The organism is Planococcus sp. TJ-201 (assembly GCF_058268495.1).
The window spans coordinates 154,793-177,550 of record NZ_JBZDOG010000002.1 but is presented as its reverse complement, the minus strand read 5'-3'; the positions used below and the strand labels follow the sequence as shown (position 1 = coordinate 177,550).

22 protein-coding genes are annotated in these 22,758 nt (G+C 41.5%); 16 read left to right on the top strand and 6 right to left on the bottom strand.

The annotated features are described in order from the left end of the window. Nucleotides 1–213 precede the first annotated feature (213 nt). The 3 genes from AC4EG4_RS06610 (at nucleotide 214) to sdhB (ending at nucleotide 2,462) form a co-directional block, all read left to right on the top strand. Nucleotides 214–876, top strand: a complete 663-nt coding sequence (locus AC4EG4_RS06610) for a Crp/Fnr family transcriptional regulator (protein WP_490987511.1) — start codon at nucleotides 214–216, stop codon at nucleotides 874–876. A gap of 146 nt (nucleotides 877–1,022) precedes the next feature. Beyond that, entirely contained in the window at nucleotides 1,023–1,430 is a 408-nt protein-coding gene (locus AC4EG4_RS06605) for a hypothetical protein (protein ID WP_490987327.1), read from the top strand. Between the two features lie 261 nt (nucleotides 1,431–1,691). Further along, nucleotides 1,692–2,462, top strand: coding sequence for a succinate dehydrogenase iron-sulfur subunit (gene sdhB, locus AC4EG4_RS06600; RefSeq protein ID WP_490987326.1), 771 nt, complete (start codon nucleotides 1,692–1,694; stop codon nucleotides 2,460–2,462). 121 nt (nucleotides 2,463–2,583) lie between these two features. Here sdhB and AC4EG4_RS06595 read toward each other — a convergent pair whose 3' ends face one another. Continuing rightward, nucleotides 2,584–2,793 carry a heavy-metal-associated domain-containing protein gene (locus AC4EG4_RS06595; RefSeq protein WP_490987325.1) on the bottom strand — a complete coding sequence of 70 codons (210 nt, stop codon included), beginning with the start codon at nucleotides 2,791–2,793 and terminating at the stop codon, nucleotides 2,584–2,586. Between the two features lie 294 nt (nucleotides 2,794–3,087). On the opposite strand from AC4EG4_RS06595, the gene AC4EG4_RS06590 reads away from it, so the two are divergent. The 4 genes from AC4EG4_RS06590 to AC4EG4_RS06575 all read left to right on the top strand — a co-directional run bounded on the left by AC4EG4_RS06590 (nucleotide 3,088) and on the right by AC4EG4_RS06575 (nucleotide 7,535). Next, nucleotides 3,088–4,983 (top strand): heavy metal translocating P-type ATPase, encoded by a 1,896-nt coding sequence (locus AC4EG4_RS06590; RefSeq protein WP_490987324.1) that lies wholly within the window; start codon nucleotides 3,088–3,090, stop codon nucleotides 4,981–4,983. Nucleotides 4,984–5,106: 123 nt separating this feature from the next. Next, a complete protein-coding gene (locus AC4EG4_RS06585; protein WP_490987323.1) occupies nucleotides 5,107–5,598 on the top strand; it encodes a Dps family protein in 492 nt (163 codons plus the stop codon). A 248-nt stretch (nucleotides 5,599–5,846) separates the two neighbouring features. Beyond that, the gene (locus AC4EG4_RS06580; protein WP_490987322.1) at nucleotides 5,847–6,896 is read left to right on the top strand and encodes a 2,3-butanediol dehydrogenase; all 1,050 of its coding nucleotides are present in this window, start codon (nucleotides 5,847–5,849) and stop codon (nucleotides 6,894–6,896) included. A 324-nt stretch (nucleotides 6,897–7,220) separates the two neighbouring features. Next, the gene (locus AC4EG4_RS06575; RefSeq protein WP_490987321.1) at nucleotides 7,221–7,535 is read left to right on the top strand and encodes a cupin domain-containing protein; all 315 of its coding nucleotides are present in this window, start codon (nucleotides 7,221–7,223) and stop codon (nucleotides 7,533–7,535) included. Between the two features lie 261 nt (nucleotides 7,536–7,796). Here the strand turns inward: AC4EG4_RS06575 and AC4EG4_RS06570 are convergent, their stop codons facing one another. The 5 genes from AC4EG4_RS06570 to AC4EG4_RS06550 all read right to left on the bottom strand — a co-directional run bounded on the left by AC4EG4_RS06570 (nucleotide 7,797) and on the right by AC4EG4_RS06550 (nucleotide 11,386). Further along, nucleotides 7,797–8,162: a hypothetical protein gene (locus tag AC4EG4_RS06570; RefSeq protein WP_490987320.1), complete on the bottom strand. Its 366-nt coding sequence runs from the start codon at nucleotides 8,160–8,162 to the stop codon at nucleotides 7,797–7,799. Further along, nucleotides 8,159–8,347 carry a hypothetical protein gene (locus AC4EG4_RS06565; RefSeq protein WP_490987319.1) on the bottom strand — a complete coding sequence of 63 codons (189 nt, stop codon included), beginning with the start codon at nucleotides 8,345–8,347 and terminating at the stop codon, nucleotides 8,159–8,161. The genes AC4EG4_RS06570 and AC4EG4_RS06565 overlap by 4 nt, the downstream gene beginning before the upstream one ends. Nucleotides 8,348–8,365: 18 nt before the next feature. Further along, on the bottom strand, nucleotides 8,366–8,848 hold the full coding sequence (locus AC4EG4_RS06560; RefSeq protein WP_490987318.1) for a flavodoxin domain-containing protein: 483 nt from the start codon (nucleotides 8,846–8,848) through the stop codon (nucleotides 8,366–8,368). A 250-nt stretch (nucleotides 8,849–9,098) separates the two neighbouring features. Next, on the bottom strand, nucleotides 9,099–10,964 hold the full coding sequence (locus AC4EG4_RS06555; RefSeq protein WP_490987317.1) for an SEC-C domain-containing protein: 1,866 nt from the start codon (nucleotides 10,962–10,964) through the stop codon (nucleotides 9,099–9,101). After that, entirely contained in the window at nucleotides 10,961–11,386 is a 426-nt protein-coding gene (locus tag AC4EG4_RS06550) for a hemerythrin domain-containing protein (protein ID WP_490987510.1), read from the bottom strand. Before AC4EG4_RS06550 ends, AC4EG4_RS06555 begins: the two co-directional genes overlap by 4 nt. A gap of 420 nt (nucleotides 11,387–11,806) precedes the next feature. Here AC4EG4_RS06550 and AC4EG4_RS06545 point away from each other — a divergent pair, with 420 nt between their 5' ends. The 9 genes from AC4EG4_RS06545 to AC4EG4_RS06505 all read left to right on the top strand — a co-directional run bounded on the left by AC4EG4_RS06545 (nucleotide 11,807) and on the right by AC4EG4_RS06505 (nucleotide 22,750). After that, a complete protein-coding gene (locus AC4EG4_RS06545; protein ID WP_490987316.1) occupies nucleotides 11,807–15,481 on the top strand; it encodes a nitrate reductase subunit alpha in 3,675 nt (1,224 codons plus the stop codon). Beyond that, complete coding sequence (narH, locus tag AC4EG4_RS06540) at nucleotides 15,471–17,057, top strand: nitrate reductase subunit beta (RefSeq protein WP_490987315.1); 1,587 nt, start codon at nucleotides 15,471–15,473, stop codon at nucleotides 17,055–17,057. Before AC4EG4_RS06545 ends, narH begins: the two co-directional genes overlap by 11 nt. Continuing rightward, on the top strand, nucleotides 17,050–17,625 hold the full coding sequence (gene narJ / locus AC4EG4_RS06535; protein ID WP_490987314.1) for a nitrate reductase molybdenum cofactor assembly chaperone: 576 nt from the start codon (nucleotides 17,050–17,052) through the stop codon (nucleotides 17,623–17,625). The genes narH and narJ overlap by 8 nt, the downstream gene beginning before the upstream one ends. Next, nucleotides 17,612–18,301 carry a respiratory nitrate reductase subunit gamma gene (narI, locus tag AC4EG4_RS06530; RefSeq protein ID WP_490987313.1) on the top strand — a complete coding sequence of 230 codons (690 nt, stop codon included), beginning with the start codon at nucleotides 17,612–17,614 and terminating at the stop codon, nucleotides 18,299–18,301. Before narJ ends, narI begins: the two co-directional genes overlap by 14 nt. A 39-nt stretch (nucleotides 18,302–18,340) precedes the next feature. Next, entirely contained in the window at nucleotides 18,341–18,799 is a 459-nt protein-coding gene (locus AC4EG4_RS06525) for a GAF domain-containing protein (protein ID WP_490987312.1), read from the top strand. Between the two features lie 32 nt (nucleotides 18,800–18,831). Continuing rightward, the gene (locus AC4EG4_RS06520; protein ID WP_490987509.1) at nucleotides 18,832–19,866 is read left to right on the top strand and encodes a sensor histidine kinase; all 1,035 of its coding nucleotides are present in this window, start codon (nucleotides 18,832–18,834) and stop codon (nucleotides 19,864–19,866) included. After that, nucleotides 19,863–20,510 (top strand): response regulator transcription factor, encoded by a 648-nt coding sequence (locus tag AC4EG4_RS06515; RefSeq protein WP_490987311.1) that lies wholly within the window; start codon nucleotides 19,863–19,865, stop codon nucleotides 20,508–20,510. Before AC4EG4_RS06520 ends, AC4EG4_RS06515 begins: the two co-directional genes overlap by 4 nt. A gap of 24 nt (nucleotides 20,511–20,534) precedes the next feature. Then, on the top strand, nucleotides 20,535–21,062 hold the full coding sequence (locus AC4EG4_RS06510) for a hemerythrin domain-containing protein (protein ID WP_490987310.1): 528 nt from the start codon (nucleotides 20,535–20,537) through the stop codon (nucleotides 21,060–21,062). Between the two features lie 167 nt (nucleotides 21,063–21,229). Further along, on the top strand, nucleotides 21,230–22,750 hold the full coding sequence (locus AC4EG4_RS06505; protein ID WP_490987309.1) for a nitrate/nitrite transporter: 1,521 nt from the start codon (nucleotides 21,230–21,232) through the stop codon (nucleotides 22,748–22,750). Nucleotides 22,751–22,758 lie beyond the last annotated feature (8 nt).

The following is a 22,758-nucleotide window of genomic DNA, read 5'->3' as shown; positions in this document are numbered from 1 at the left end:
TTCAGTGAGTTCGAAACTTAAAACAACTATAGTCTTCAAGAGCAGGTGTAAAATTCTCATTCTGATCTGTCTAATTTTTTATATTAAAACACAATAACCGAAAAGCACAAACCTATCCATTTTTATCGAGAAAGCAATAAGTGACTATTTATAGTTAAAGTGGAAGGGTTGGTTTAAGTGGCGATTACAGAAAGAGTAGAAACATCGACAGAAATGGAAGAATTGCTGGCGATACGCCATCAAGTCAAAGAAGTAAAAAAAAATCAATATTTATTTCATGAAGGAGACTCCATTGGCGGCGTTTTTCTAATTCGTTCCGGCAAAATCCAAATCGAAAAAGTGACGCCAAATGGCCGTGAACTTACGTTAAAGATTTGTGGAGCGGGACAAATGGTCGGGGAAGTGACAATTTTCTCTCACGCCCCAAAATACATGCTCGATGCACGTGCGATTGAGGATACCACCTTTGCACACATATCAATCAGTGATTTAGAAGAAGCGCTGCTGTCTAATGGGCAATTAGCGATAGCTTTTATGAAATGGATGGGCATTGATCAGCAAAAAACGCAAACGAAGTTCCGTGATTTACTGCTGCACGGCAAAAAAGGAGCGCTATATTCAACCTTAATACGGCTTTCAAATAGTTACGGAATCAAAACCGAAAAGGGCATTCTGATAGACATGGTCCTTACAAATCAAGAACTCGCAAAGTTTTGTGGAATGACGAGAGAAGTCGTCAATCGGATGCTGAATGACTTGAAAAAACGTAACTTACTATCATTAGACGAAGGGAAAATACTGCTGCACGAGATCGAACACCTGAAAGTAGAAACGAATTGTGAAAACTGTCCAATCTATTTATGCAAAATTGATTGATAAGACTCCATTTTTTGTATGAAAGGTTACAGCTGCATAAGTGGGAATTCGATAGAGTGGGAGAATAAGCAATTTAGCTAAATTTTCTACAAAGTTGACTGATCTGATATAGAGTTTTAGGTATTAGTGAAAGGTGATTGCAAATAATGTCCTCCCACCAATTGATTGCCGAGAAATCCGTCTCATATTTTTTTCTGAAGTCCAAAGATGAATACATTGAGGATGATTTGGTTTCCATTACGTTATTTGCTAGATTGACCCGCGAAACCACTTCTTTCACGGGAAAAAAACTAGAGACCCAAGTTGAAACATTTTGGGTTCATATCAGTGATATCCGAATGGAAAATTTAACAGAAAAAGTGAAAGCATTACCTAATTGTATGGAAAATTACGAAGTATCCGAAACTGTTTTTCAACATTTGCTCAAGCTATCAAAAATATGTCCTGACGAACTTCAGGTTCTCATTCCTTATTACCTAAAGGCTAATCGGAAGATGTACCTTACATGTCAAGAGATGGACAAGGGCTGGAGAAAAGCTGAGCAAAGACCGTAATAAAATTCAACCGGCAGCGAAGGTTTATTATAAAAGAAAATTAAAAATCAATTGATTTATAATCTTCTTCATTTTTTCTTACCACCATTGCTCACTCCTTATTGTTTGGAATTATGAATCCTTGACCGACATCAAAGTTATTTTTACGAAGAGCTTATAGGCTAAAGCAGGAAGATCAAAAAATTGGATAGGATAAGAAGAACTTCTGACATTATTTCGTTTTAAAAATAAAATCATTTCAAAAGAAGGAGTTGATTTTTGATGGGAGAAGCAGCAAAAACAGTGTTATTTGAAATTGAACGAAGAAATTCTACGGATGAAGATTCTTATTGGGAGAAATTCGAACTACCCTATGTCATGAATATGAATGTCATATCTGCTTTGATGGAAATTCGGCGCAATCCAGTCAATATGGAAGGTCAAAAAACCACACCTGTGACTTGGGACATGAATTGTTTGGAAGAAGTTTGCGGTGCCTGCTCAATGATCATTAATGGCAAGGCTCGCCAATCGTGTACGGCTTTAGTTGATCAACTGGAACAGCCAATACGGCTGCAGCCGATGAAGACATTCCCGGTCGTCAGAGACTTGATTGTTGACCGCAATACCATGTTCGATACCTTGAAGAGACTCAAAGCATGGATTCCAATCGACGGCACTCACGATCTTGGCGATGGCCCGCGTATGCCGGAGCGCAAACGCCAATGGGCTTACGAATTGTCTAAATGTATGACGTGCGGTGTCTGTTTAGAAGCATGCCCGAATGTTAATGACAAATCTGACTTTATCGGAGCTGCTCCCATATCACAAGTTCGTTTGATGAATGCTCATCCCACCGGCGCAATGAATAAAGATGTTCGACTGAACTTATTAATGGGACCCGGAGGAATTCAGTTATGCGGCATGGCTCAAAATTGTGTGGAGTCGTGTCCGAAAGGGATTCCTTTAACAACCTCAATCTCATCGATGAACAGAGACACGACCGTTCAAATGTTTCGTAACTTTTTTGGAAGTGACAACATGGTTAAGTAATGATACAGATATAAAAATCTTTCTGAGATTGCATAGTTGAATCAATCTTTGCATACAAAAACACGAGCTCCTTATTATTTAAGGAAGCTCGTGTTTTTATTTGATATGAGGATAACCTTGATTAAGCAACTACGGGATAACCCAGGTTCTCGATGACTTTTTTCAATTCATCAGGTGCTACCTTTTCCTCATTATAGGTTGCTTTTACTTTACTGGAGTTAAAAAGAACTTTTACTTCTTCAACGCCGTCCATTTTTCCTAGTTTCCCTTCAATTTTTTTGATGCAAGAAGGACAAGTAAGTGGTTCTAATTGGAATTTAACTGTGGTCATGTTAATCTCTCCTTTGTTTTTTCTATCTTTAGTATAAGATGTTTAACCATTCAACTCCTTGACGCCAATCAATTTTTTTGTCATATGCCTTTTTGAATTTTTAAGTAAAGAGAAATAGGAAAAAAAAAAGCTGAGCGATAGGGAAAGTTTCACTTCTTGATAAGGGTCAAGTTATCTTTATTCAAAACGATTTATGATAAATCTGTAGAGAAAAAGCAGAGGTAAAGAAGAAGGGAGAAAAAATGAAGAAAACAAAAATGACTGTAGAAATATAGAGAAAGAGGAGGTACAAAAATGGTTGGATTTATTCATAAACACAAAAAAAATCTTGCCTTTGTCGCTGGTTTCTTATTAATACTCGCTCTCATTTTGCATTACATGGGTTATGAGAACTTGCGGCAAATGACATTAATTGCGGCTTCGGTAATCGCAGGAATCCCAATAGCGATAAAAGCACTTCAAGCGCTTCGAATGAAAGCGTTCAGTATTGAGATGCTTGTAACCATCGCTGTGATTGGTGCTCTGTTTATTGGAGAATACGTGGAATCGGCGGTCGTGACATTCCTATTCCTTTTTGGAGATTATTTGGAAGCACGAACACTGGAGAAAACACGCTCTTCTCTAAAGAACTTGGTGGACATGGCACCCCAGGAAGCAACCATCATACGCGGTGGCAAGGATCTGGTAGTTCCGGTGGAAGAAGTAAACGAAGGGGACCGGGTCATTATTCGCACTGGCGGAAAAGTACCGGTGGACGGCAAAATTGTCACAGGGCATGCCTCATTAAATGAAGCAGCCATTACAGGCGAATCGGTTCCAGCATCGAAAAAATCAGGTGATAAAGTTTTTAGCAGCACCGTCATAGATGCAGGCTATATTGAAATTATTGCTGAAAAAGTCGGAAACGATACAACGTTTGCAAAAATTATTGAACTTGTGGAAGAGGCACAGGAATCCAAATCAAAAACCGAAAAATTCCTCAACAAGTTCGCCAATATTTATACACCTGCGGTAGTTGTGCTTTCTATTCTCGTTTATGTTTTGACAAGAGATTTTCATCTTGCAATTACCTTTCTTGTCATTGCCTGTCCAGGTGCCTTAGTTATCGGCGCACCGGTTTCCAGTGTTGCGGGAATAGGCAATGGAGCGAAAAATGGGGTACTGGTTAAAGGTGGTGAAGTGATGGACCGCTTTTCGAAAGTTGATACCCTCGTGTTTGACAAAACGGGGACACTGACCAAAGGAAAACCCGAAGTGACCGATATTAAAGTCTTTCATTCTTATGAAGAACAAAATTTGCTTCGGCTTGCAGCACAAGCTGAAACAGTTTCTGAACACCATCTCGGACAGACGATTGTCAAAGAAGCGAAAGCCCGGAACATGGATCTCGATCATGAGCCTAAAAAAGTTGAAGTCATTAAAGGCAATGGCCTAGTGGCTACAGTAGAAGAACAAGTTTTGACAATTGGGAACCGAAAACTGATGAAAGCCAAAAGCATTCTCATCACACCAGAAGTTGAAGCCTACGCAGTGAAACGTGAAAAAGCTGGCAACACTGCAATCTTAGCAGCGGTAAACGGGAAAATAGCCGGCATCTTTTCGATTGCGGACCAAATTCGTGAAGATGCAGCCCCTGCCCTTGCTCAAATGAGAAAAAATGGAATCAAGAAAATTATTATGTTGACTGGCGACAACCAGCATACTGCTAAACTCGTTGCTGCTCAATTGGGATTGGATGAATTTCATGCCGAATTATTGCCGGAAGATAAAGTGGCTTTTATCAAGAAGTTAAAAGAAAAAAGAAGTATTGTCGCAATGGCAGGTGATGGTGTTAATGACGCACCCGCTATTGCTACAGCGGATATCGGCATCGCCATGGGAGAAGGCGGAACAGACATCTCCATGGAAACTGCCGATGTCGTGTTAATGGCTGATAAACTGATGCAATTCTCGCATGCCTATTCGCTATCTAAAGCAACTATCCGCAACATGAAACAAAATACATTTTTTGCAATCGGAATCGTTGCTGTCTTGTTGATTGGCGTGCTGGTTGGCTCAGTGCATCTGGCATCCGGCATGTTCATTCATGAAGCGAGCGTGTTAATTGTGATCTTGAACGCCATGAGATTGATGAGATTCAATCGTAAAAACATGCATCTGAAAGAAAAGATGGAACCTGTACATGCTTAACTTTATGAAAAAGTTGTAGCTTATAGCTAGTTTAATTTAGCGTGATAATGGAGAAAAAATCACAACTCTCTTTTTTCTTTTTATCAATATGCATTCAAGCAAACTACTGGGAGGAATTTTATCATGTCTGAACACACCGAACACCACCAGGCTACTGGTGCTTTTATGGTCAATCATTTAATCGCAAATCAAAACGTACTTTTTGTAAAACTTCACCAATTCCATTGGTATTTAAAAGGTCCGGAATTCTTTACACTGCACGGAAAATTCAATGAACTTTACAACGAAGCAAACAATTATTACGATGCTTTTGGTGAGCGCTTGATAGCTATGGGTGAGAAACCTTATTCAACTTTAGCGGAATATCTGGAACATGCCTTTATTAATGAAACACCCTATGAGGAATCTCTTTCTTCTCAAGCGATGGTCAGCATATTGGTGGACGATTACCGGGTTGTCCGGGATGTCACAGTAAAAGCAATCCATCTTGCTGTGACAGAAGAAGACGACGTAACTGTGGATATGTTAATTGGCTACAAAGCCAGCTTAAATAAAAATATCTGGATGCTGCAAGCTTATTTGGGAAATGATGCTTTGGAAGGAGAAGAAGAATAGGATGTAATTAGAAACAAAGAATCGAAGTCTTTCAAGCTATGCAGACTTAGGTTCGTATTTATTCTGCTAATTAGTTTTCTCAACTCCTGCAACAAGTTTTACAAGAAAAACTGCACATTTTGTGAGAAAAGTCACAGATCGTAAAATAGAACTGCAATAGAATAGAAGAGAGCCGAACAGAGCAGATGTGCTGACTCTTATCACTAATAAACAGCATTCAAGATTAAAAACTCAGGAGGAATTATATTATGAAAGCAGCCGTATGGTATGGAGAAAAAGACATTCGCATCGAAGAACGGGAGTTAAAAACATTAAAAGACAATGAAGTAACGGTCCGTGTCGCATGGGCGGGTATTTGCGGCAGTGATTTGCATGAGTACCAGGAAGGGCCGGTTTTTGTTCCTACGGAAAAAGAAGACCAGCTAACGGGTCAAGTCGCACCCCTGATCATGGGTCACGAATTTGCTGGTGTCATCGAAAAAGTGGGATCACAAGTAACCAAGTTTAACGTGGGAGATCGTGTCGCGATTAATCCTACGTTAACTTTTGGCAACAAACCGGAAGACATTGACCAATACGATGGCTTTAGCTTTATCGGTCTTCACGGAGATGGGGGCTTCACGAAGTTTGCCAATGCCCCCGAATCGAATGTCTACCTGCTTCCGGAAACTTTAAGCCTGCAAGAAGGCGCGCTCGTTGAACCCACTGCCGTGGCGGTTCAAGCGATCAAAGAAGGCGGCCTTCAATTTGGAGACACGACCGCGATATTTGGAGCCGGCCCTATTGGCTTGGTAACGGTAATTGCGGCAAAAGCGGCAGGAGCCAGCAAAATCATTGTCTTGGATTTATCCGAAACGCGTCTGGAAAAAGCAAAAGAATTAGGGGCTACACATATCGTCAACTCCGGAACTGAAAATGCTGTCGAAGCCATTCGTGCTATTGTTCCAGACGGGGTCGATGTATCGTTTGAAGTGGCCGGTGTCGCACCCACATTCACACAGGCAATCGCAGCAACAAAAGCGCGTGGAACAATGGTGATTGTGTCTATTTTCGCGAGACCCATCGAATGGAATCCGCTTCAATTGACCAATACCGGTGTGAAAATCACATCTTCGATTGCGTACACACCGACGTCATTCCAACAAACGGTAGACTTGATGGGGACGGGCCAATTAAATCCAAAGAGCATTGTCACCTCTCAAATTCAATTGGATGACATTGTGGAAAAAGGCTTCGAGGCGTTAACAAAAGATAAAACACAAGTGAAAATTCTTGTTGAATTAAGCGGCGAAAAGTAAGTAGTAAGTAGTAAGTATTCTAAACGCTAATTTAATCTAAACTGCACCTCCTATTGCAAAGCAGGTATTCTGCGATAGGAGGTGCAGTTTTATTTTGTCCATCCTCTCCAATTCTAAGAGAAAACGCTCCACATTTTCATTGAGTTTCTTGACGATGATCAAGTTTTTTTATTTGTAGAACTTGTATGATAGAACAGTAAGAAGGACACAAAAGGTGAAATGCAGAAGAATAGCTGAATATCAATGATCAGTCTTGCTTTATCGGCAGCCCTATTTACTTAGCAAAAAAGCTTGAAAAAACCAAACCAGAATGGAGCAAAAATCATGACTATCAAAAAATTGTTGGATCTTCAAATATACGATGAAAAGAAAATGTCAAAGCAAGTGGTTATAGAAGAAGAAAAAAGTAAAGTAATCGTATTTAACTTTCTGCCAGGACAAGTCATGCCTAAGCATGGCCATCCCCAAAAGAATGCCTATGTGTTTGTGGCCGAAGGAGAAGGTATATGCTATCTGGATGACATAGAGTCTGCTGTTCACCAGGGAGATATCATTCACTGCAATCCTCAACAAAAGATCAGTATAGAAAATAATGGAACCACTTCAATGACAGTATATGTGGTTCACGCAGACGAATAAATCAACAATTGAAAGTCCAAGCCGCTATTATCCTCGGCTGGGCTTTTTTTATTTGGTGTTTATCAAATACTTTGGACTTGAGAATCCTTATTTTATATCTTCGATTGGTAGTAAAGAATTTACGAATTAGTCTTGATGCCATGAAATATGTAATCTACTTTACAACTGGAAGTAGCGTTAGCTGTTATATTTTTTTAAAAAAGATGTCTACACAACGCTTTTGATAGGCGTTGTGTAGACATCTTTTAAAAAGAATAGTTATTAAAGTAAAAAATGATGCGTGCCAGAATTTCCGCCTCTTGTTAGCTTTCGTGTTCTTTTTAATGTTTTTTCGGACTGCCGATAGAATGTTTCATCTATTGCCTCTTTCACTTTCCAAAGCACCCAGAAACCTAACGCTAATTGTAGAACAATCAACAAAATATAGAGCGGATTGGAAAAAACTTCTTGGCTTACAAACAACAAAAACAGCAAAGTAGCTTGCAAAGAAAATGTTTTTACTGAACGTAAAAGTACAGAAATGAAAAGAACAACAATACCGACAATTAGAATCAAATTATGATTATGCAATAGCGATGTAAAGTGGAAATCAACTGAAAACATTGAAGTTAATTGAATGGCATTCATTTATCGTCATCCTTCTTTTTTGATTTATCTTGTGCAATAGAAAGCGATAAAAGTTCTTCTTTGGCTTTTAGTTCTGCATGAACTTCTGCATATTTCGGATTGATTGAGCCGTTGCCCAATCCTTCATTAATCATGCGATCTGTTTCATTAAAACCGTCGTATTGAGCTTGTTTTTGTTCTTTCATTTTCATCTCTCCTCATTTTTATATCTTAGATAATTCGGGATTTATAGAATTCAATAACGTTTTTTGAAATTGATCCATCATTATTTTGATGGATAGCAGATCTTTATCTGAATCTGGAAACAGGTCAACTTTGACCGTCTGTTCAATGACAGTTGCATTCAAAAGTTCAAACTTTTCTTTCATCAAATCTACTGCCTCACAAAACTGAGAATAGGCCGTATCTCCTGAACCAAAGACACCGATTACTTTTCCTTTTAAATCAAGGTTTTCCAAGCTGTCGCAGAAAACCGCTGTTTCAAAGGGAAGATCTCCATCGTCATAAGTGTAGGTACCAAACAAGATACCATCATAACTAAGCAGTGAATCCAACTCCATGTTGTCCAATTCTATATTTTTTTGCGTCACCTCAAATCCTTTTGAATTGAGATATGTCTGCATCAAACAGGCAATTTCTTCTGTATTTCCGGTAGAACTTGCATAAAGAATAAGTATTTTCTTCATAATGAACACTCCTACTTATTGCGCACCAACATATGTTTCGCTCCTACTAAAATTTTAGCTGTTGATAAAATCAGCTTAACCGAATTTTTTTTAAGAAACCTTGATACGCGTCAAGTTTGTGTAGAAGTAGCATTCATTTATTTAAGGCTGAGCTTGTTCTGGTCTTAGTTGTTGAAATTAAGAAAGTGGATTGGGAAAAGCTGCACCCTCTGTACAGAAAATGCAGCCTTTTTTAGCCCTTTTTATTTTTCTATGTCTGCAATATCTTGTGTTTACTGCCCTGAAGCGTCGGCGCTAAAAATGTCCAAATTAGCGTGGCTTCTTCAGGAGAGCGTGGAGTGATGGCAGCTGACTTTGGATAAGGCAAAGCAGCAGACTGTTTCTCAATATATTTTTTCAAATATGGGTTTTGATCAATAGCTTCTGTATAGAGTTCCTGGGATTTTTGTGAAAGTATATTTTTTTGCTGTTCAATCGACCACTTAAACCAACCAAAGAATGCGTTATCGCTTAACTCTTGTTCGTAATGGAGGATTAAACTCTCAGCTTCCTCAAGACGTCCGAGTGCTATTAATGCAGATGCCGTTAAATATCGTACGCCCTGGTGATCACCCGGATTTAAACGTAATACCTCGTAGTAAACAGGGAAGGCTTCTTCAAAGCGAGCTTGTTCCCAATAGAAGTTCCCAAGCAAAAATAACGCGCGCAAGTAGGGGCGATTGGGAACGTAAAGCCAAGCAACATCCATTTCCGGCTCGAAACGTTCTTTGCCGCAGGCAACTGCCTGCTGAAGCAATTGTTCTTTCGTTGCCAAATCGGCTTCCATTTCAGCGGCCAGTAGAAATGCGTCTGTATTTTGTGGATCTAATTGCTGAATTTCCTTCAAGTGGCTTGCCGTAGTTGAATCGGTGTATGCATTATAGGCAAGAAGTTGAGCACTTTCCAATTTGGTTTTTGGTTCATAAGATTTGCTGTGATAATACTCCATCTGGCGTTTTAATTCATTTTCGCTTTTGATGGTGGCGTTTTTTAAATGCATATACAATTGCCAATTCCGCAGTTCGCTGCTCTTGGGATCTGTTCCCACTTCGAAAGCATATACTGCTTCTTTTTCAGTGTCTTCATTTCCCGTTGCGTTTTGATAAAAAGAATCAATTTCTTTTTTGAAGCTTTCCAATTTTTCTTCGTCTACGGCAAAATACTTTGCAATGTCTTCGGCACGCCATTCCAATTTTATCAACTGGTTTTCGATGGCAAATTGAATTGCGCCAGCCACAGCTTCTTTAGGAATCAACGCTAAAGGTTCTGCGTAATGGAAAAAGGCTTCGATTAGTTCATCGCTTTTTAAATCATGATCTATCAGGAAGTTTTCCAACTCTTCCACAGTCTCAAGAACGGCCGAAGAAACTTTGTCAGTAGCGAGGAGGCCACTGCTCAGTAGTTGATAAACCGTCAGGATGTTTTGGCTGTAAAATTCCTGTGCCGTTGCAGCTTTAGAGCTTTGATACATAGTTTGAAGCTTGGAAACGCTATCCTCTTCGACTTCAACAGCAACAGTCAAGCTGTTTAGCACCATGAAGAAATGTGCACCCATTCGAACATCTGGCAAGTAAAAACCAGAAGCAATATTTCCGGCTTCTACAGGAAAGGATTCATTGACTTCAATTTCCATGACTGCTTCAGAAAGCAAATCGCGGACCTGTGCGCGGTAGTCGGAGACGGAAACAACTTCGCCGGCCATAAACATGGGGTTGAGCCAAGTTTCAAGAATCTGTTTAATTTGTGTTCTTTCTTCCTTGGCAATTTTTTGTTCGATAAAACCATTCCACACATCGACCCGTTCGGAAAAGAAAAAGATATCCCCAATAATTCCGTTTGATTTTTCTTCCCCGTAAAGAGGGACGAGCAGGTTTTCAACCGTATCTTTCCATTTCAACAGCTCTCTTTGTTCTGAGGGACGAGGAAAATTTCCAAAAAAATCCTGGAGAAATCCTTGAAGTACTTTGTTTTGTTCTTCGGTGATCAAGTTTGAAGAATCTTGGACTCCACAACATTTTTTGTATTTTTTTCCACTTCCACAATGGCATAAGTCGTTTCTACCGAGTGTGTTTATCATAATGCAGGCTCCTTCAATAGCAGCCGTTCTTCTTCACGGCTATGAATGGCATTTATCACAAGCAATGCATGGAACTGTTTCATAACTCCGTAGCTGACGCCTTCGTCTTCAAGCAGTTTTTTTATATCCGAAACAATAATCCGCAATATATCGTGATCACGCGTCAACTCGGCTACGGTTTGTTTGAGTTCGGAGTTTTGTTCGATCATTTCCAAATAAAATCCTTCTTCTTCCGCGTCTGCATGGCTGATGATCCGTGTTTCCCAATATTCCAGCAAATGGTCGGCTGCCTGACGAGCGACTTCATATTCTTTAGCTCTCAATAAATCTTCTACTTCTTCGGTTTTTGTTAATGCGCCGGATAAGGCGCCTTCGTGAATTGCATGATGGGCATGCAATTGGCGCAAAGATGGTCCTGACATAATCATTCATTCCCCTCATTTTTTTTCAGTATAACACGCTGAAAACCCGAAATTTTCCAGCTAGGGCATTTCCTTATCGGAAAGAGGGAACTCCCTTATTCGCTCCAATAAAAGGCCTGAAGCATAGTTAAATCAAAAGGGGACTTGGTATCTTTGGTTTTATTTTGAACAGAAATTTTTAGAGGGAATATTGAATGTTTCCTGTCTGCTTGTTCAAGATTCGTCTAAAAGGAATTTAAACAGTTTGCCTATTAATAGAACAAAGTCCGCAATTTTTCTGGGAACAAGGGAGTTCCACCGGTTCTATAGGACTTTCCCTAATGGGAACTTTTTTGCATCACTTCCATAATGAACACATACGAATGATATGGAGTGTATTCCCATCCATGTTTTCATTCTGAGAAGGAGTGGTAGTAAGCGATGAAGAAAAAATTTGGATTAAATTTCTTTAAACCAGTAGAAAGTTATTCAGGCAGCTGGTCAATCCTTGAAGAAAAAAGTAGAGATTGGGAAAATATGTACCGCCAAAGATGGTCACACGATAAAGTAGTCCGCACCACACACGGCGTTAACTGTACAGGTTCATGCAGCTGGAAAGTATTTGTGAAAAACGGCATCATCACTTGGGAAAATCAGCAAATTGATTACCCTTCCTGCGGACCGGACATGCCGGAATTTGAACCACGCGGATGTCCACGAGGGGCTACGTTTTCCTGGTACGAATACAGCCCGCTTCGCGTGAAATATCCTTATATGCGCGGTAAGCTTTGGCGGTTATGGAAAGCAGCTCGTGCAAGCCATGCAAATCCAGTAGAGGCTTGGGCGAGCATTGTAGAAGATCCTGAAAAAGCGATGTTCTATAAATCAGCGCGAGGAAAAGGCGGACATATCCGGGTTAACTGGGATGATGCGCTGGAACTGATCGCAGCACAATTGATTTACACAATTCGGAAATACGGCCCGGATCGCGTGGCTGGCTTTACGCCAATCCCTGCGATGTCAATGGTCAGCTACGCTTCGGGAGCACGTTTTATTTCGCTTCTTGGTGGGCAGATGCTGAGCTTTTATGATTGGTACGCAGATCTTCCACCGGCTTCTCCACAAATATGGGGCGAGCAGACAGATGTACCTGAATCATCAGATTGGTATAACGCAGGCTACTTAATGATGTGGGGATCGAATGTGCCCATGACTCGGACGCCGGATGCGCATTTCATGACAGAAGTTCGCTATAAAGGAACAAAAGTAGTGTCCGTGGCTCCAGATTATGCGGAAAATGTAAAGTTTGCTGACAATTGGCTGGCTCCACATCCTGGAACAGATGCCGCATTGGCTCAAGCCATGACACACGTGATTTTGGATGAGTTCTACCAAACGCGCCAAGAACCAATGTTCATTAATTATGCGAAACAGTTTACGGACATGCCGTTTATGATTCTTCTGGATCCTCATGAAGATACATTAAAAGGCGGGCGCTTCCTGCGTGCCAGTGATTTAGGAGATACTTCACAACATGCAGAATGGAAACCGGTCATCTTTGATGAAGCGGCAGACAACTTGATGGTTCCAAACGGTACGATGGGTCAGCGATGGGAAGAAGATAAAAAATGGAACTTAATTCTTGAAAATGAGGATGGCTCTAAAGTAGAGCCGGCTTTGAGTGTGGAAGGCCACCAAGAAGAATGGAAGGAAATTGTTTTTCCATATTTCGATAATCAAGGAAATGGCGTCTTTAAACGCGTGATTCCGGCAAGAAAAGTCCTTTTGGCAGATGGCACTGAACGTTACGCTGCAACTGTTTATGATTTGATGATGAGCCAGTACGGCATTATTCGGACAGACAGTGAATACAACGCCAAAGGTTACGATGACGAAACGTCCCATTATACACCGGCATGGCAGGAAAAAATAACATCGGTAAAAGCATCGGTCGTTACGCAGATCGCCCGTGAATTTGCACAAAATTCACTGGATACAGATGGCCGCTCGATGATTATAATGGGTGCCGGAATCAACCACTGGTTCAACAGCGACACCATTTACCGGGCAATTTTAAACTTGGTCATCCTAACAGCCTCTCAAGGTGTTAACGGCGGAGGATGGGCTCATTATGTTGGACAAGAAAAATGCCGTCCGATTGAAGGCTGGTCTACAGTCGCTTTTGCAAAAGATTGGCAGGGCCCTCCAAGACTGCAGAATGCAACTTCCTTCTTTTACTTTGCAACGGAACAATGGAGATATGAAGAAAGCGGCACAGATGCCCTAACTTCACCACTCGCTGAAAACGTTGCATACCAGCATCCGGCTGACTATAACGTATTGGCAGCAAGACTGGGCTGGCTGCCTTCTTATCCGCAATTTGATAAAAACAGCCTCCAGTTTGCTGAAGAAGCTGCTGAAAAAGGTGGAAAGACCGATAAGGAAATTTTAGATTACGCTATTGAGCAAGTTACATCCCGTGAAACAAAATTTGCTGTAGAAGATCCTGGTGCACCTGAAAACTTCCCAAGAACCTTGTTCATTTGGCGTTCAAACTTGATTTCCAGTTCTGCCAAAGGCCAGGAATACTTTATGAAGCATTTGTTAGGCGCATCGGATGGCTTGTTGGCTGAACCGAACGTCGAAGAAAAGCCAGAAGAAATTGTCTGGAGAGAAGATGTAGAGGGCAAATTGGATTTGATGGTTGCACTTGATTTCCGAATGACTTCAACGCCACTGTATGCGGATATTGTGTTACCGGCCGCAACTTGGTATGAAAAAACCGATTTGTCATCAACAGATATGCATCCTTTTGTTCATCCATTTAATCCGGCGGTCAATCCGCTTTGGGAATCTCGGTCAGACTGGGATATTTACGCGAAATTGGCTGAAAGATTCTCTGAAATGGCAGAAACACATTTGCCTGGTATTTACAAAGATGTCGTAATTACACCGCTTGCCCATGACACAGCCAGTGAAATTGCACAGCCGATGGGTCTGGTCAAAGATTGGACCAAAGGCGAAATTGAAGCGATTCCCGGCAAAACAATGCCAAACTTCAGTATAGTGGAGCGGGATTACACTCAAATTCACAACAAATACATTACCTTAGGACCGAATTTGGCAACCGGCAAAACCGGTGCCCACGGCGTCAGCTTCTCAGTTGCAGAAGAATATGAGGAGTTAAAGCAGATAAACGGCACGTACTTTGATGAAACGATTAAAAACGGTTTGCCGAAAATCCAAACAGCGCGTCAAGTAGCTGACGCAATGCTAAATCTATCATCAGCGACCAATGGCCGTGTTTCGCAAAAAGCATATATCGAAGCGGAAAAAGATACCGGTGTTCCATTAAAAGATATTTCTGCAGATCGCGCCGCAGAGAAAATCACTTTCCAAAGCATCACTGTCCAACCGCGTGAAGTCATACCAACACCAGTGTTCAGTGGCTCCAATAAAATGGGCCGCCGCTACTCGCCATTTACAACAAATATCGAGCGTTTGGTTCCATTCCGGACATTGACCGGCAGACAACATTTCTATATTGACCATGAAATTTTCCAGCAGTTTGGCGAAGCCTTGCCGGTTTATAAGCCGACATTGCCACCTATGGTGTTTGGTAAAAATGATAAGAAGATTAAAGGCGGAGTCGATTCACTCGTGCTGCGGTATTTGACACCTCATGGCAAATGGAATATCCATTCCACTTACCAGGACAATCAGCACATGCTGACGTTATTCCGTGGAGGTCCGACTGTCTGGCTCAACAATGAAGATGCGAAGGCTCACGACATTGATGATAATGCTTGGCTTGAAATCTACAACCGAAACGGCGTAGTGACAGCGCGTGCCGTCGTCAGCCACCGGATGCCAAGAGGCACAATGTTCATGTACCACGCTCAAGACAAACACATCCAAGTACCGGGATCAGAAATCACCGATACCCGCGGCGGCAGCCATAATGCACCAACACGGATCCATTTGAAACCGACTCAGATGGTCGGGGGATACGCGCAGCTAAGCTATGGCTTTAACTATTACGGGCCAATAGGCAATCAGCGCGATGAGTACGTAGCGGTTCGGAAAATGAAGGAGGTCGACTGGCTTGAAGATTAAAGCACAAGTAGCGATGGTTATGAATCTCGACAAATGCATCGGCTGCCATACCTGCAGTGTTACGTGCAAAACTACATGGACCAACCGTAAAGGCGCTGAATACATGTGGTTCAACAACGTAGAAACTAAGCCTGGAATCGGCTATCCAAAGCGTTGGGAAGATCAGGAGCTGTACAAAGGCGGCTGGGAACTCCGCAAAGGAAAACTAGAGTTGAAATCAGGCAATAAGCTGTCAAAAATTGCGTTGGGGAAAATCTTTTATAATCCCGATATGCCCGAAATGAAAGATTATTACGAACCTTGGACCTACAATTACGAGCACTTGACCAACGCAGGTGAATTAGAACATTCACCTGTTGCGCGGGCGCACTCGTTGATTACCGGCAAAAAAATGGATCTCGAATGGGGCCCAAACTGGGAAGATGATTTGGCTGGCGCGCACATTACTGGCCCTCTGGATCCAAACATTCAAAAAATAGAAGAAGAAATCAAATTTAACTTTGATAAGGCGTTTATGGTTTATTTGCCAAGACTATGTGAACACTGCCTGAATCCAAGCTGTGTTGCCTCTTGTCCTTCTGGAGCAATCTACAAACGGGAAGAAGATGGCATTGTTTTGGTCGATCAGGAAGCATGTAGAGGCTGGCGGTATTGCATGACGGGTTGCCCATACAAGAAAGTTTACTTTAATTGGCAGACCAATAAAGCAGAAAAATGTACATTCTGTTTCCCGCGCATCGAGGCAGGCTTGCCTACCGTATGCTCGGAAACCTGTACAGGCCGGATTCGCTATTTAGGCGTTCTGCTTTATGATGCAGACCGTGTTCTGGAAGTAGCTTCTACACCGGACGAAAAAGATTTGTACAAAGCGCAATGTGATTTATTTATTGATCCATTTGATCCTGAGATGATGGCATTGGCAAGAAAAGACGGAATTTCAGAAGACTGGATTGAAGCGGCTCAGAATTCACCTGTCTACAAGCTGGCAATTGAGCATAAACTGGCTTTCCCGCTTCACCCGGAATACCGCACCTTGCCGATGGTTTGGTATGTACCACCGCTTAGCCCAATCATGAACTATTTTGAAGGAAAAGATTCCATCAAGAATCCAGATATGATTTTCCCTGCTATTGAAGAAATGCGGACACCAATTCAATATTTGGCCAATATGTTGACTGCCGGGGATACCGAGACGGTGAAGCATTCGCTGCAGCGTATGGCCATGATGCGTTCATACATGCGTGCCAAAACAACGGGCAAAGATTTTGATGAAAGCCGCTTGGAGCGAATTGGCATGACGGCTCATCAAACGGAACAAATGTATAGACTCTTGGCAATTGCCAAATACGAAGACCGCTTTGTTATTCCAACTACGCACAGAGAAGGCCGTGTCAACCCTTACCGAGCACAAGGAATGGAAGGTTTTGATACAGAAGGCATGGGCGGTTGGGGAACTGATTCTGGCAGTTCATGTGATGGCTGTGGACCTGCATCCCCAAGCCCAACTGGAACCGCTACGAAAACAGGCAAAGAAATTTACGAAGAAAACTTCTATGGAGGTATTTGGCGTGATTAATTTAGAGAAGCTATATCGTTACAAAGTGTCATTCGGCTTCTTTGCCCATCACCTGACCTATCCGCAAAAACTGGATTTTCATCCTTCTCTTATTGAGGAATCATTTGATGCGGATCATCCGGCATTTGAGCATGTTCAACGTTATTGGGAATTGATGCACGAATTGAGCTTGGATCAGATACAGGAAATGTATACCGATATTTTTGATTTTGACAAAGACAGCACATTGTTTATGACGTACTTCAAGTTCGAAGATGCGAAGGAACGGGGCCAGATGCTTGCCAAGATGAAGGTATCGTATGAAATGTTCGGACTTGAAATGCCTGACTCGGAGTTATCCGATTTCCTCCCGCTTATCTGCGAGTTTTTATATGCAGCTGAGTGGCTGGGAGATCCCCGGGCACCCCAAAGCTTCCAAATGCTGATTGCGGTATTGGAAGATGGAACCTATCATTTGCTCAAGTCTTTAGAAGAAAAGAATAGTCCATATTACTATCTTGTAAAAGGATTGCGCGAAACGTTTAAAGTTTGTATCGAGCAGGAGGTGCCTGTCGATGGAAACAGTTGATAAATTCATTTGGGTAGTTTTCCCCTATATGTGCATGGCTATTTTCATATTCGGCCATATTTACCGATACCGCGTTGATAAATTTCATTGGACAGCAAAATCCAGTGAATTTATTGAGAAAAAGCAGCTGATGATTGGCAGTTTATTGTTCCACTTGGGGATTATCCCCGTGATTTTTGGTCATATCGGGGGATTGGCCGTTCCAGTAAGCTGGATGAACGCCATGGGAGTCAACGACCATCTTTATCATATCGGCGCAATCTACATCGGCGGATTTTTCGGTTTTATGACCTTGTTTGGGATGATTGTTTTAACTTTTAGACGTTTTTCCATTTCGAGCGTCCGGAAACTAAGTTCGTTTTCCGATCTTGCGGTGAATTCACTTCTTTTGTTTATTGTTGTGATGGGCATGTATGCCACACTCGTTACCAACGTGGTTCAGCCTGATTTTGATTATCGATTGACCATATCTGTATGGTTCCGAGATTTGTTCTTTTTTAATGCCAATCCTGAAATTATGGCGAATGTGCCTTTGTCTTTTAAAATTCATATTTTGACTGGTTTCGCTATATTTGCATTCTGGCCGTTTACGCGTCTCGTACATGTTTGGAGCGTACCGTTGAATTATGTGGGCAGAAGTTATATCCTATACAGAAGACACAAACCAACAAATTAGAAATGAGTCTTTCTTTTTAGTTTGATAGGAGATAAAAGTATGGAATATATAGAAGAATACCAATTGCAAATTGAAAAATTCCGGGAAGCTCTTGGATGCGATATTATGGCGCTTGCATTGGTCCAACCAGCGGAAAATCTTTACGTGTTAAAATGGCAGTACATTTCCGGCAATACAAGCGAACGCATCAAAAAAGTTGTGCTGCAATCTGGAAAAGGAATTGCAGGGGGCGTTTTTAAAAGCGGAAAGCCATTGATGGTACCCGATGTAAGCGAATTTGCTTCAAGAGATGATTTGTTCAACTACCCAATACTAAGACTGGAAAAGTTAAAGAGTGTAGGAGCCACACCGTTATGGCATAGCGGCAGAGTGGTGGGTGTGCTTTTAGGTGGATACCGGGAAGCAAACTTAATGACAACGGAAAAGTTGCAGCTGTTGATTAGCATGTCAAAATCCGGTCTTGGCAAACTGGATGGAAAGGAATTGTTGCGTAATTGATTTCTGACAAAAAAGAACAATTAACGGACTTGATGCTGAAGATGTATGAAAACAGCACTGAAGCAATTTTCTTTTTTACCAGGGAAGGCCAGACAATTTCCATGAATCCTGCCGCCGAAAAAATTATGAACGTCCATGTGCTGGAACAGCTTAAAAAAGGTGCAGAAAATGCACTTTGCACAGTTTGTATAGGCTATACCAGTGAGAGTGATCTGCAAACATGCAAAGACTGTTATTTTACGAGTTCCAATCATGAAGATTTTTCCTCTTTTCAAGTTTTTCTGGAAACCGAAGGCAAAGGAATCACACCTTACGCTGCCACTTTTCATATCGTAGATTTTGAAAAAGGCACCCGTGTTTTTATCTTAAGAGATTTATCGATTCAATTTGAAACGCAAACCAAACTCGAGCAAAATACAATGATGAAAAATGTCATTAAAGCACAGGAAAATGAACGAAAGCGTATTTCAAGGGAATTGCATGACAGTGTAGCCCAAGAGCTTTTGAGCGCAGTTGTTGATTTGCGGGCCCTTAAATACATGACAGATGATCAAGATGTATTAAAGAAAACCAATGAAAGCACGGCTACATTAATACGGCTAATGGATGATATACGCAACCTGTCCGTAGAACTCCGTCCGTCAGCCCTCGATGATTTTGGGTTAGAAGCAGCTTTTCGCTCACACTTCAAACGATTGGAAGAAAGTTCTGGATTGAGCGTCGACTTTGTGTCTGCAATTGAACGAAAACGGTATGAAACCGAAGTCGAAACGGTTTTCTACAGAATTTGCCAGGAAGCTGTATTTAATGCGATTAAGTATGCCCATGTTGAAACGGTTCAAGTCAGGTTGTTTGAAGAAGACAATGTGCTGCAGTTAATTGTCAAAGATGAAGGTGCCGGTTTTGTGCGAGGAAGCGACCCAATAGGAACTGGGCTTGGACTATACGGAATGAATGAACGAGCCGAATTGGTACTGGGCAATGTCACGATAAGTTCTGAAGTTGGCAAAGGAACTACCGTACACCTGCGTGTGCCTTTACAAGAAAAGCGGGAGATGGCGACATGAAAATTGTGATAGCAGATGACCATGCAATTGTGCGCAGCGGTTTTTCCATGATCCTCAATTTCCAAGAAGATATGGAAGTAATTGCAATGGCAGCAGATGGAATTGAAGCTTATCAAATGGTAGCCAAACACCAACCGGACATCTTACTTCTGGATTTAAGCATGCCGCCGGGTGAAAGCGGGCTCGTGGCGACAGGAAATATCAAAGAGGACTTTCCGGAAACCAAAATTTTGGTTTTGACGATGCATGACGATGAAGAATATTTATTTCATGTGTTAAAAAACGGCGCATCCGGCTATATGCTGAAAAGCGCCCCAGATGAAGAACTGCTGCAGGCTATAAGAGTCATCTATAATGGCGGTACTTATATTCACCCAAATATGGCTACGTCATTGGTTCGGGAATTGCAGAATAAAGATCAAAATGTTAAGGAATCAGATCCTTTTGAATTGTTGTCCAAAAGAGAAATTGAAGTACTTCCTTTGGTTGCTAAGGGCTATGGAAATAAAGAAATTGCTCAAAAACTGTTCATATCTGTAAAAACAGTCGAAGCGCACAAATCAAAAATTATGGAAAAGCTGCAGTTAAAGAGCCGTCCGGAATTAGTTGAATATGTGTTAAAGAAAAAGCTAATGAATTTTTGATGATAGTAAGGAGGCGGCATCTGCATGGCAGAAAAATCAGAGTTTCGATTTAAAGAACCCGGGATGAGGCTGTTGGAAAATGAACATGCTTATTTAACCTTTTTGATGAATGAATGGCATGCACTTGTCTTATCGTTTGAAGATGATCGGCTCAGCTTGGAAGCCGGGCGTGAAAACATGAAAACGTTACGCCAAAAGCTCTTTGAGTTTATCGAACCCTTTAAAAACCATACGGATAAAGAAGAAGAATTCTTTTTTCCAGCGCTTGGAAACTACATTGGATTTGAGCAGGGACCACTCGTTGGGATTCAAGATGAGCACCAGGAAATTGATGCTTATATTGGACACTTTTTTCACCATACCCGTGATAATATCGACTTGCTGACATTGGAACAAATGAAAGCCGTTGCGCAAGACGCAGCAGAGGCATTTGAAGTTTTGACAGTCCATTTCATGAAAGAGGAAACCGTATTATTTCCGATGGCTGAAAAAGCGATGAAGGCGGTCGATCAAGACGAATTGTATAAAAAATTAAATTCCCTTATTACCTGACTTTACTGAGCTGCTTCCTTTGGAAGCAGCTCTTTTCATTTTAAGGGTTTTCCCTTCCATCGTCAGGGCTCTCCCTTATTAAAAATAGACTTGTCTAGGGATACAATGAAGACAGGAAATTAATATGAAAGAATCGTAAAGAAAATTCGGTGGAAAAGGTGATTTTGATGATCAAGAAAATGCAATTGCCGCTTCAAACAATGAATCTCGTCGTGGGTTTTATGGTGTGGGTAATAATATCGTCGCTTATTCCATTTATCAGTGAAGACATAGCCATTGCTCCAGAAAGATTGGCTATAGTAACAGCGGTTCCTGTCGTACTGGGATCCATTTTGCGTATCCCATTAGGGTATTACGCCAATATCTTTGGAGCTCGTATTATATTTTTAGTAAGCTTTATCTTGCTTTTGTTTCCTGTGTTTTATTTGAGTGAAGCTTCCAGTTTTACAGACCTTATTGTGAGTGGATTATTCTTAGGAATCGGTGGAGCAGTATTTTCCGTCGGTGTCACTTCTTTGCCTAAGTACTATCCGAAAGAAAAGCACGGGTTTATCAATGGGATTTATGGGGCCGGCAACATCGGGACAGCTGTCACTACATTTTCAGCACCATTAATTGCTACCCAAATTGGCTGGTCATCAACAGTCAAAATTTACTTGATCCTGCTGCTGATTTTTGCAGGGCTGAACTTTTTCTTTGGAGATCGCCACGAAACAAAAGTGAAAACCCCTATTATTGAACAAATTAAAGGGGTTTATAAAAATGAGAAGCTCTGGTATTTCTCTTTATTTTACTTCATTACATTTGGCTCTTTTGTCGCGTTTACGATATATCTTCCCAACTTTTTAGTCAGCAATTTCGGACTCGATAAAGTAGATGCCGGCATGCGAACTGCTGGATTTATTGCACTTGCAACTTTTCTGCGGCCTGTAGGCGGATGGCTTGGCGACAAATTGCAGCCTTTGCTGCTATTGATGGGAACGTTCTCCATCTATACAGTCGCCGCAATTATGTTGGCATTTTCTCCGACAATTGAGCTTTATACTGTGGGCAGTCTGGCTATTGCTGTAAGCGCAGGGATTGGCAACGGCGTTATCTTCAAACTCGTTCCTTTTTACTTTAACAAACAGGCCGGCATTGCGAACGGAATTGTCTCAATGATGGGCGGTTTGGGCGGATTTTTCCCTCCGATTATGCTATCGATTATCTTCTCGGTTACGGGGCAGTATTCAATCGGTTTCATGCTTCTTTCGCAAGTCGCATTGGCTAGTCTTGTGCTGGTAGTCTGGATGTATTATCAAGATCGCCTGCAGCTATCTGCTGAAGTTTTCAACTCTACGGGCCAGGGCATCCTGGTGACCGACATCTCAGGAAAAATCAAAACGGTTAATCCTGCCTTTACCAGACTGACTGGATTTGACGAATCTGATGTAGTCGGACAAAAACCAAGTATTATGAAGTCTGGCAGACAGCCTCTTGATTTCTACAAAAAGATGTGGAAAGAAATCGAGGGAAGTGGCATGTGGCAAGGCGAGATTTGGAATAAAAGAAAAAATGGAGAAGAGTATCTTCAATGGTTGAATATTAGTGCAGTAAACGATGATACAGGTGAAGTGGTTCGCTATGTCGGAACGTTCACTGATATTACACCAAAATCTAAAGAAACACTCGGTTCAGAGAGCATCTGAGTGAGTTT

What these genes read in the sequence shown, in the direction of transcription:
- AC4EG4_RS06610 (WP_490987511.1), top strand. Translation starts at nt 214, where the DNA reads ATGGAAGAATTGCTGGCGATACGCCATCAAGTCAAAGAAGTAAAAAAA.
- AC4EG4_RS06605 (WP_490987327.1), top strand. Translation starts at nt 1,023, where the DNA reads ATGTCCTCCCACCAATTGATTGCCGAGAAATCCGTCTCATATTTTTTT.
- sdhB (WP_490987326.1), top strand. Translation starts at nt 1,692, where the DNA reads ATGGGAGAAGCAGCAAAAACAGTGTTATTTGAAATTGAACGAAGAAAT.
- AC4EG4_RS06595 (WP_490987325.1), bottom strand. Translation starts at nt 2,793, where the DNA reads ATGACCACAGTTAAATTCCAATTAGAACCACTTACTTGTCCTTCTTGC.
- AC4EG4_RS06590 (WP_490987324.1), top strand. Translation starts at nt 3,088, where the DNA reads ATGGTTGGATTTATTCATAAACACAAAAAAAATCTTGCCTTTGTCGCT.
- AC4EG4_RS06585 (WP_490987323.1), top strand. Translation starts at nt 5,107, where the DNA reads ATGTCTGAACACACCGAACACCACCAGGCTACTGGTGCTTTTATGGTC.
- AC4EG4_RS06580 (WP_490987322.1), top strand. Translation starts at nt 5,847, where the DNA reads ATGAAAGCAGCCGTATGGTATGGAGAAAAAGACATTCGCATCGAAGAA.
- AC4EG4_RS06575 (WP_490987321.1), top strand. Translation starts at nt 7,221, where the DNA reads ATGACTATCAAAAAATTGTTGGATCTTCAAATATACGATGAAAAGAAA.
- AC4EG4_RS06570 (WP_490987320.1), bottom strand. Translation starts at nt 8,162, where the DNA reads ATGAATGCCATTCAATTAACTTCAATGTTTTCAGTTGATTTCCACTTT.
- AC4EG4_RS06565 (WP_490987319.1), bottom strand. Translation starts at nt 8,347, where the DNA reads ATGAAAGAACAAAAACAAGCTCAATACGACGGTTTTAATGAAACAGAT.
- AC4EG4_RS06560 (WP_490987318.1), bottom strand. Translation starts at nt 8,848, where the DNA reads ATGAAGAAAATACTTATTCTTTATGCAAGTTCTACCGGAAATACAGAA.
- AC4EG4_RS06555 (WP_490987317.1), bottom strand. Translation starts at nt 10,964, where the DNA reads ATGATAAACACACTCGGTAGAAACGACTTATGCCATTGTGGAAGTGGA.
- AC4EG4_RS06550 (WP_490987510.1), bottom strand. Translation starts at nt 11,386, where the DNA reads ATGTCAGGACCATCTTTGCGCCAATTGCATGCCCATCATGCAATTCAC.
- AC4EG4_RS06545 (WP_490987316.1), top strand. Translation starts at nt 11,807, where the DNA reads ATGAAGAAAAAATTTGGATTAAATTTCTTTAAACCAGTAGAAAGTTAT.
- narI (WP_490987313.1), top strand. Translation starts at nt 17,612, where the DNA reads ATGGAAACAGTTGATAAATTCATTTGGGTAGTTTTCCCCTATATGTGC.
- AC4EG4_RS06525 (WP_490987312.1), top strand. Translation starts at nt 18,341, where the DNA reads ATGGAATATATAGAAGAATACCAATTGCAAATTGAAAAATTCCGGGAA.
- AC4EG4_RS06520 (WP_490987509.1), top strand. Translation starts at nt 18,832, where the DNA reads ATGCTGAAGATGTATGAAAACAGCACTGAAGCAATTTTCTTTTTTACC.
- AC4EG4_RS06515 (WP_490987311.1), top strand. Translation starts at nt 19,863, where the DNA reads ATGAAAATTGTGATAGCAGATGACCATGCAATTGTGCGCAGCGGTTTT.
- AC4EG4_RS06510 (WP_490987310.1), top strand. Translation starts at nt 20,535, where the DNA reads ATGGCAGAAAAATCAGAGTTTCGATTTAAAGAACCCGGGATGAGGCTG.
- AC4EG4_RS06505 (WP_490987309.1), top strand. Translation starts at nt 21,230, where the DNA reads ATGATCAAGAAAATGCAATTGCCGCTTCAAACAATGAATCTCGTCGTG.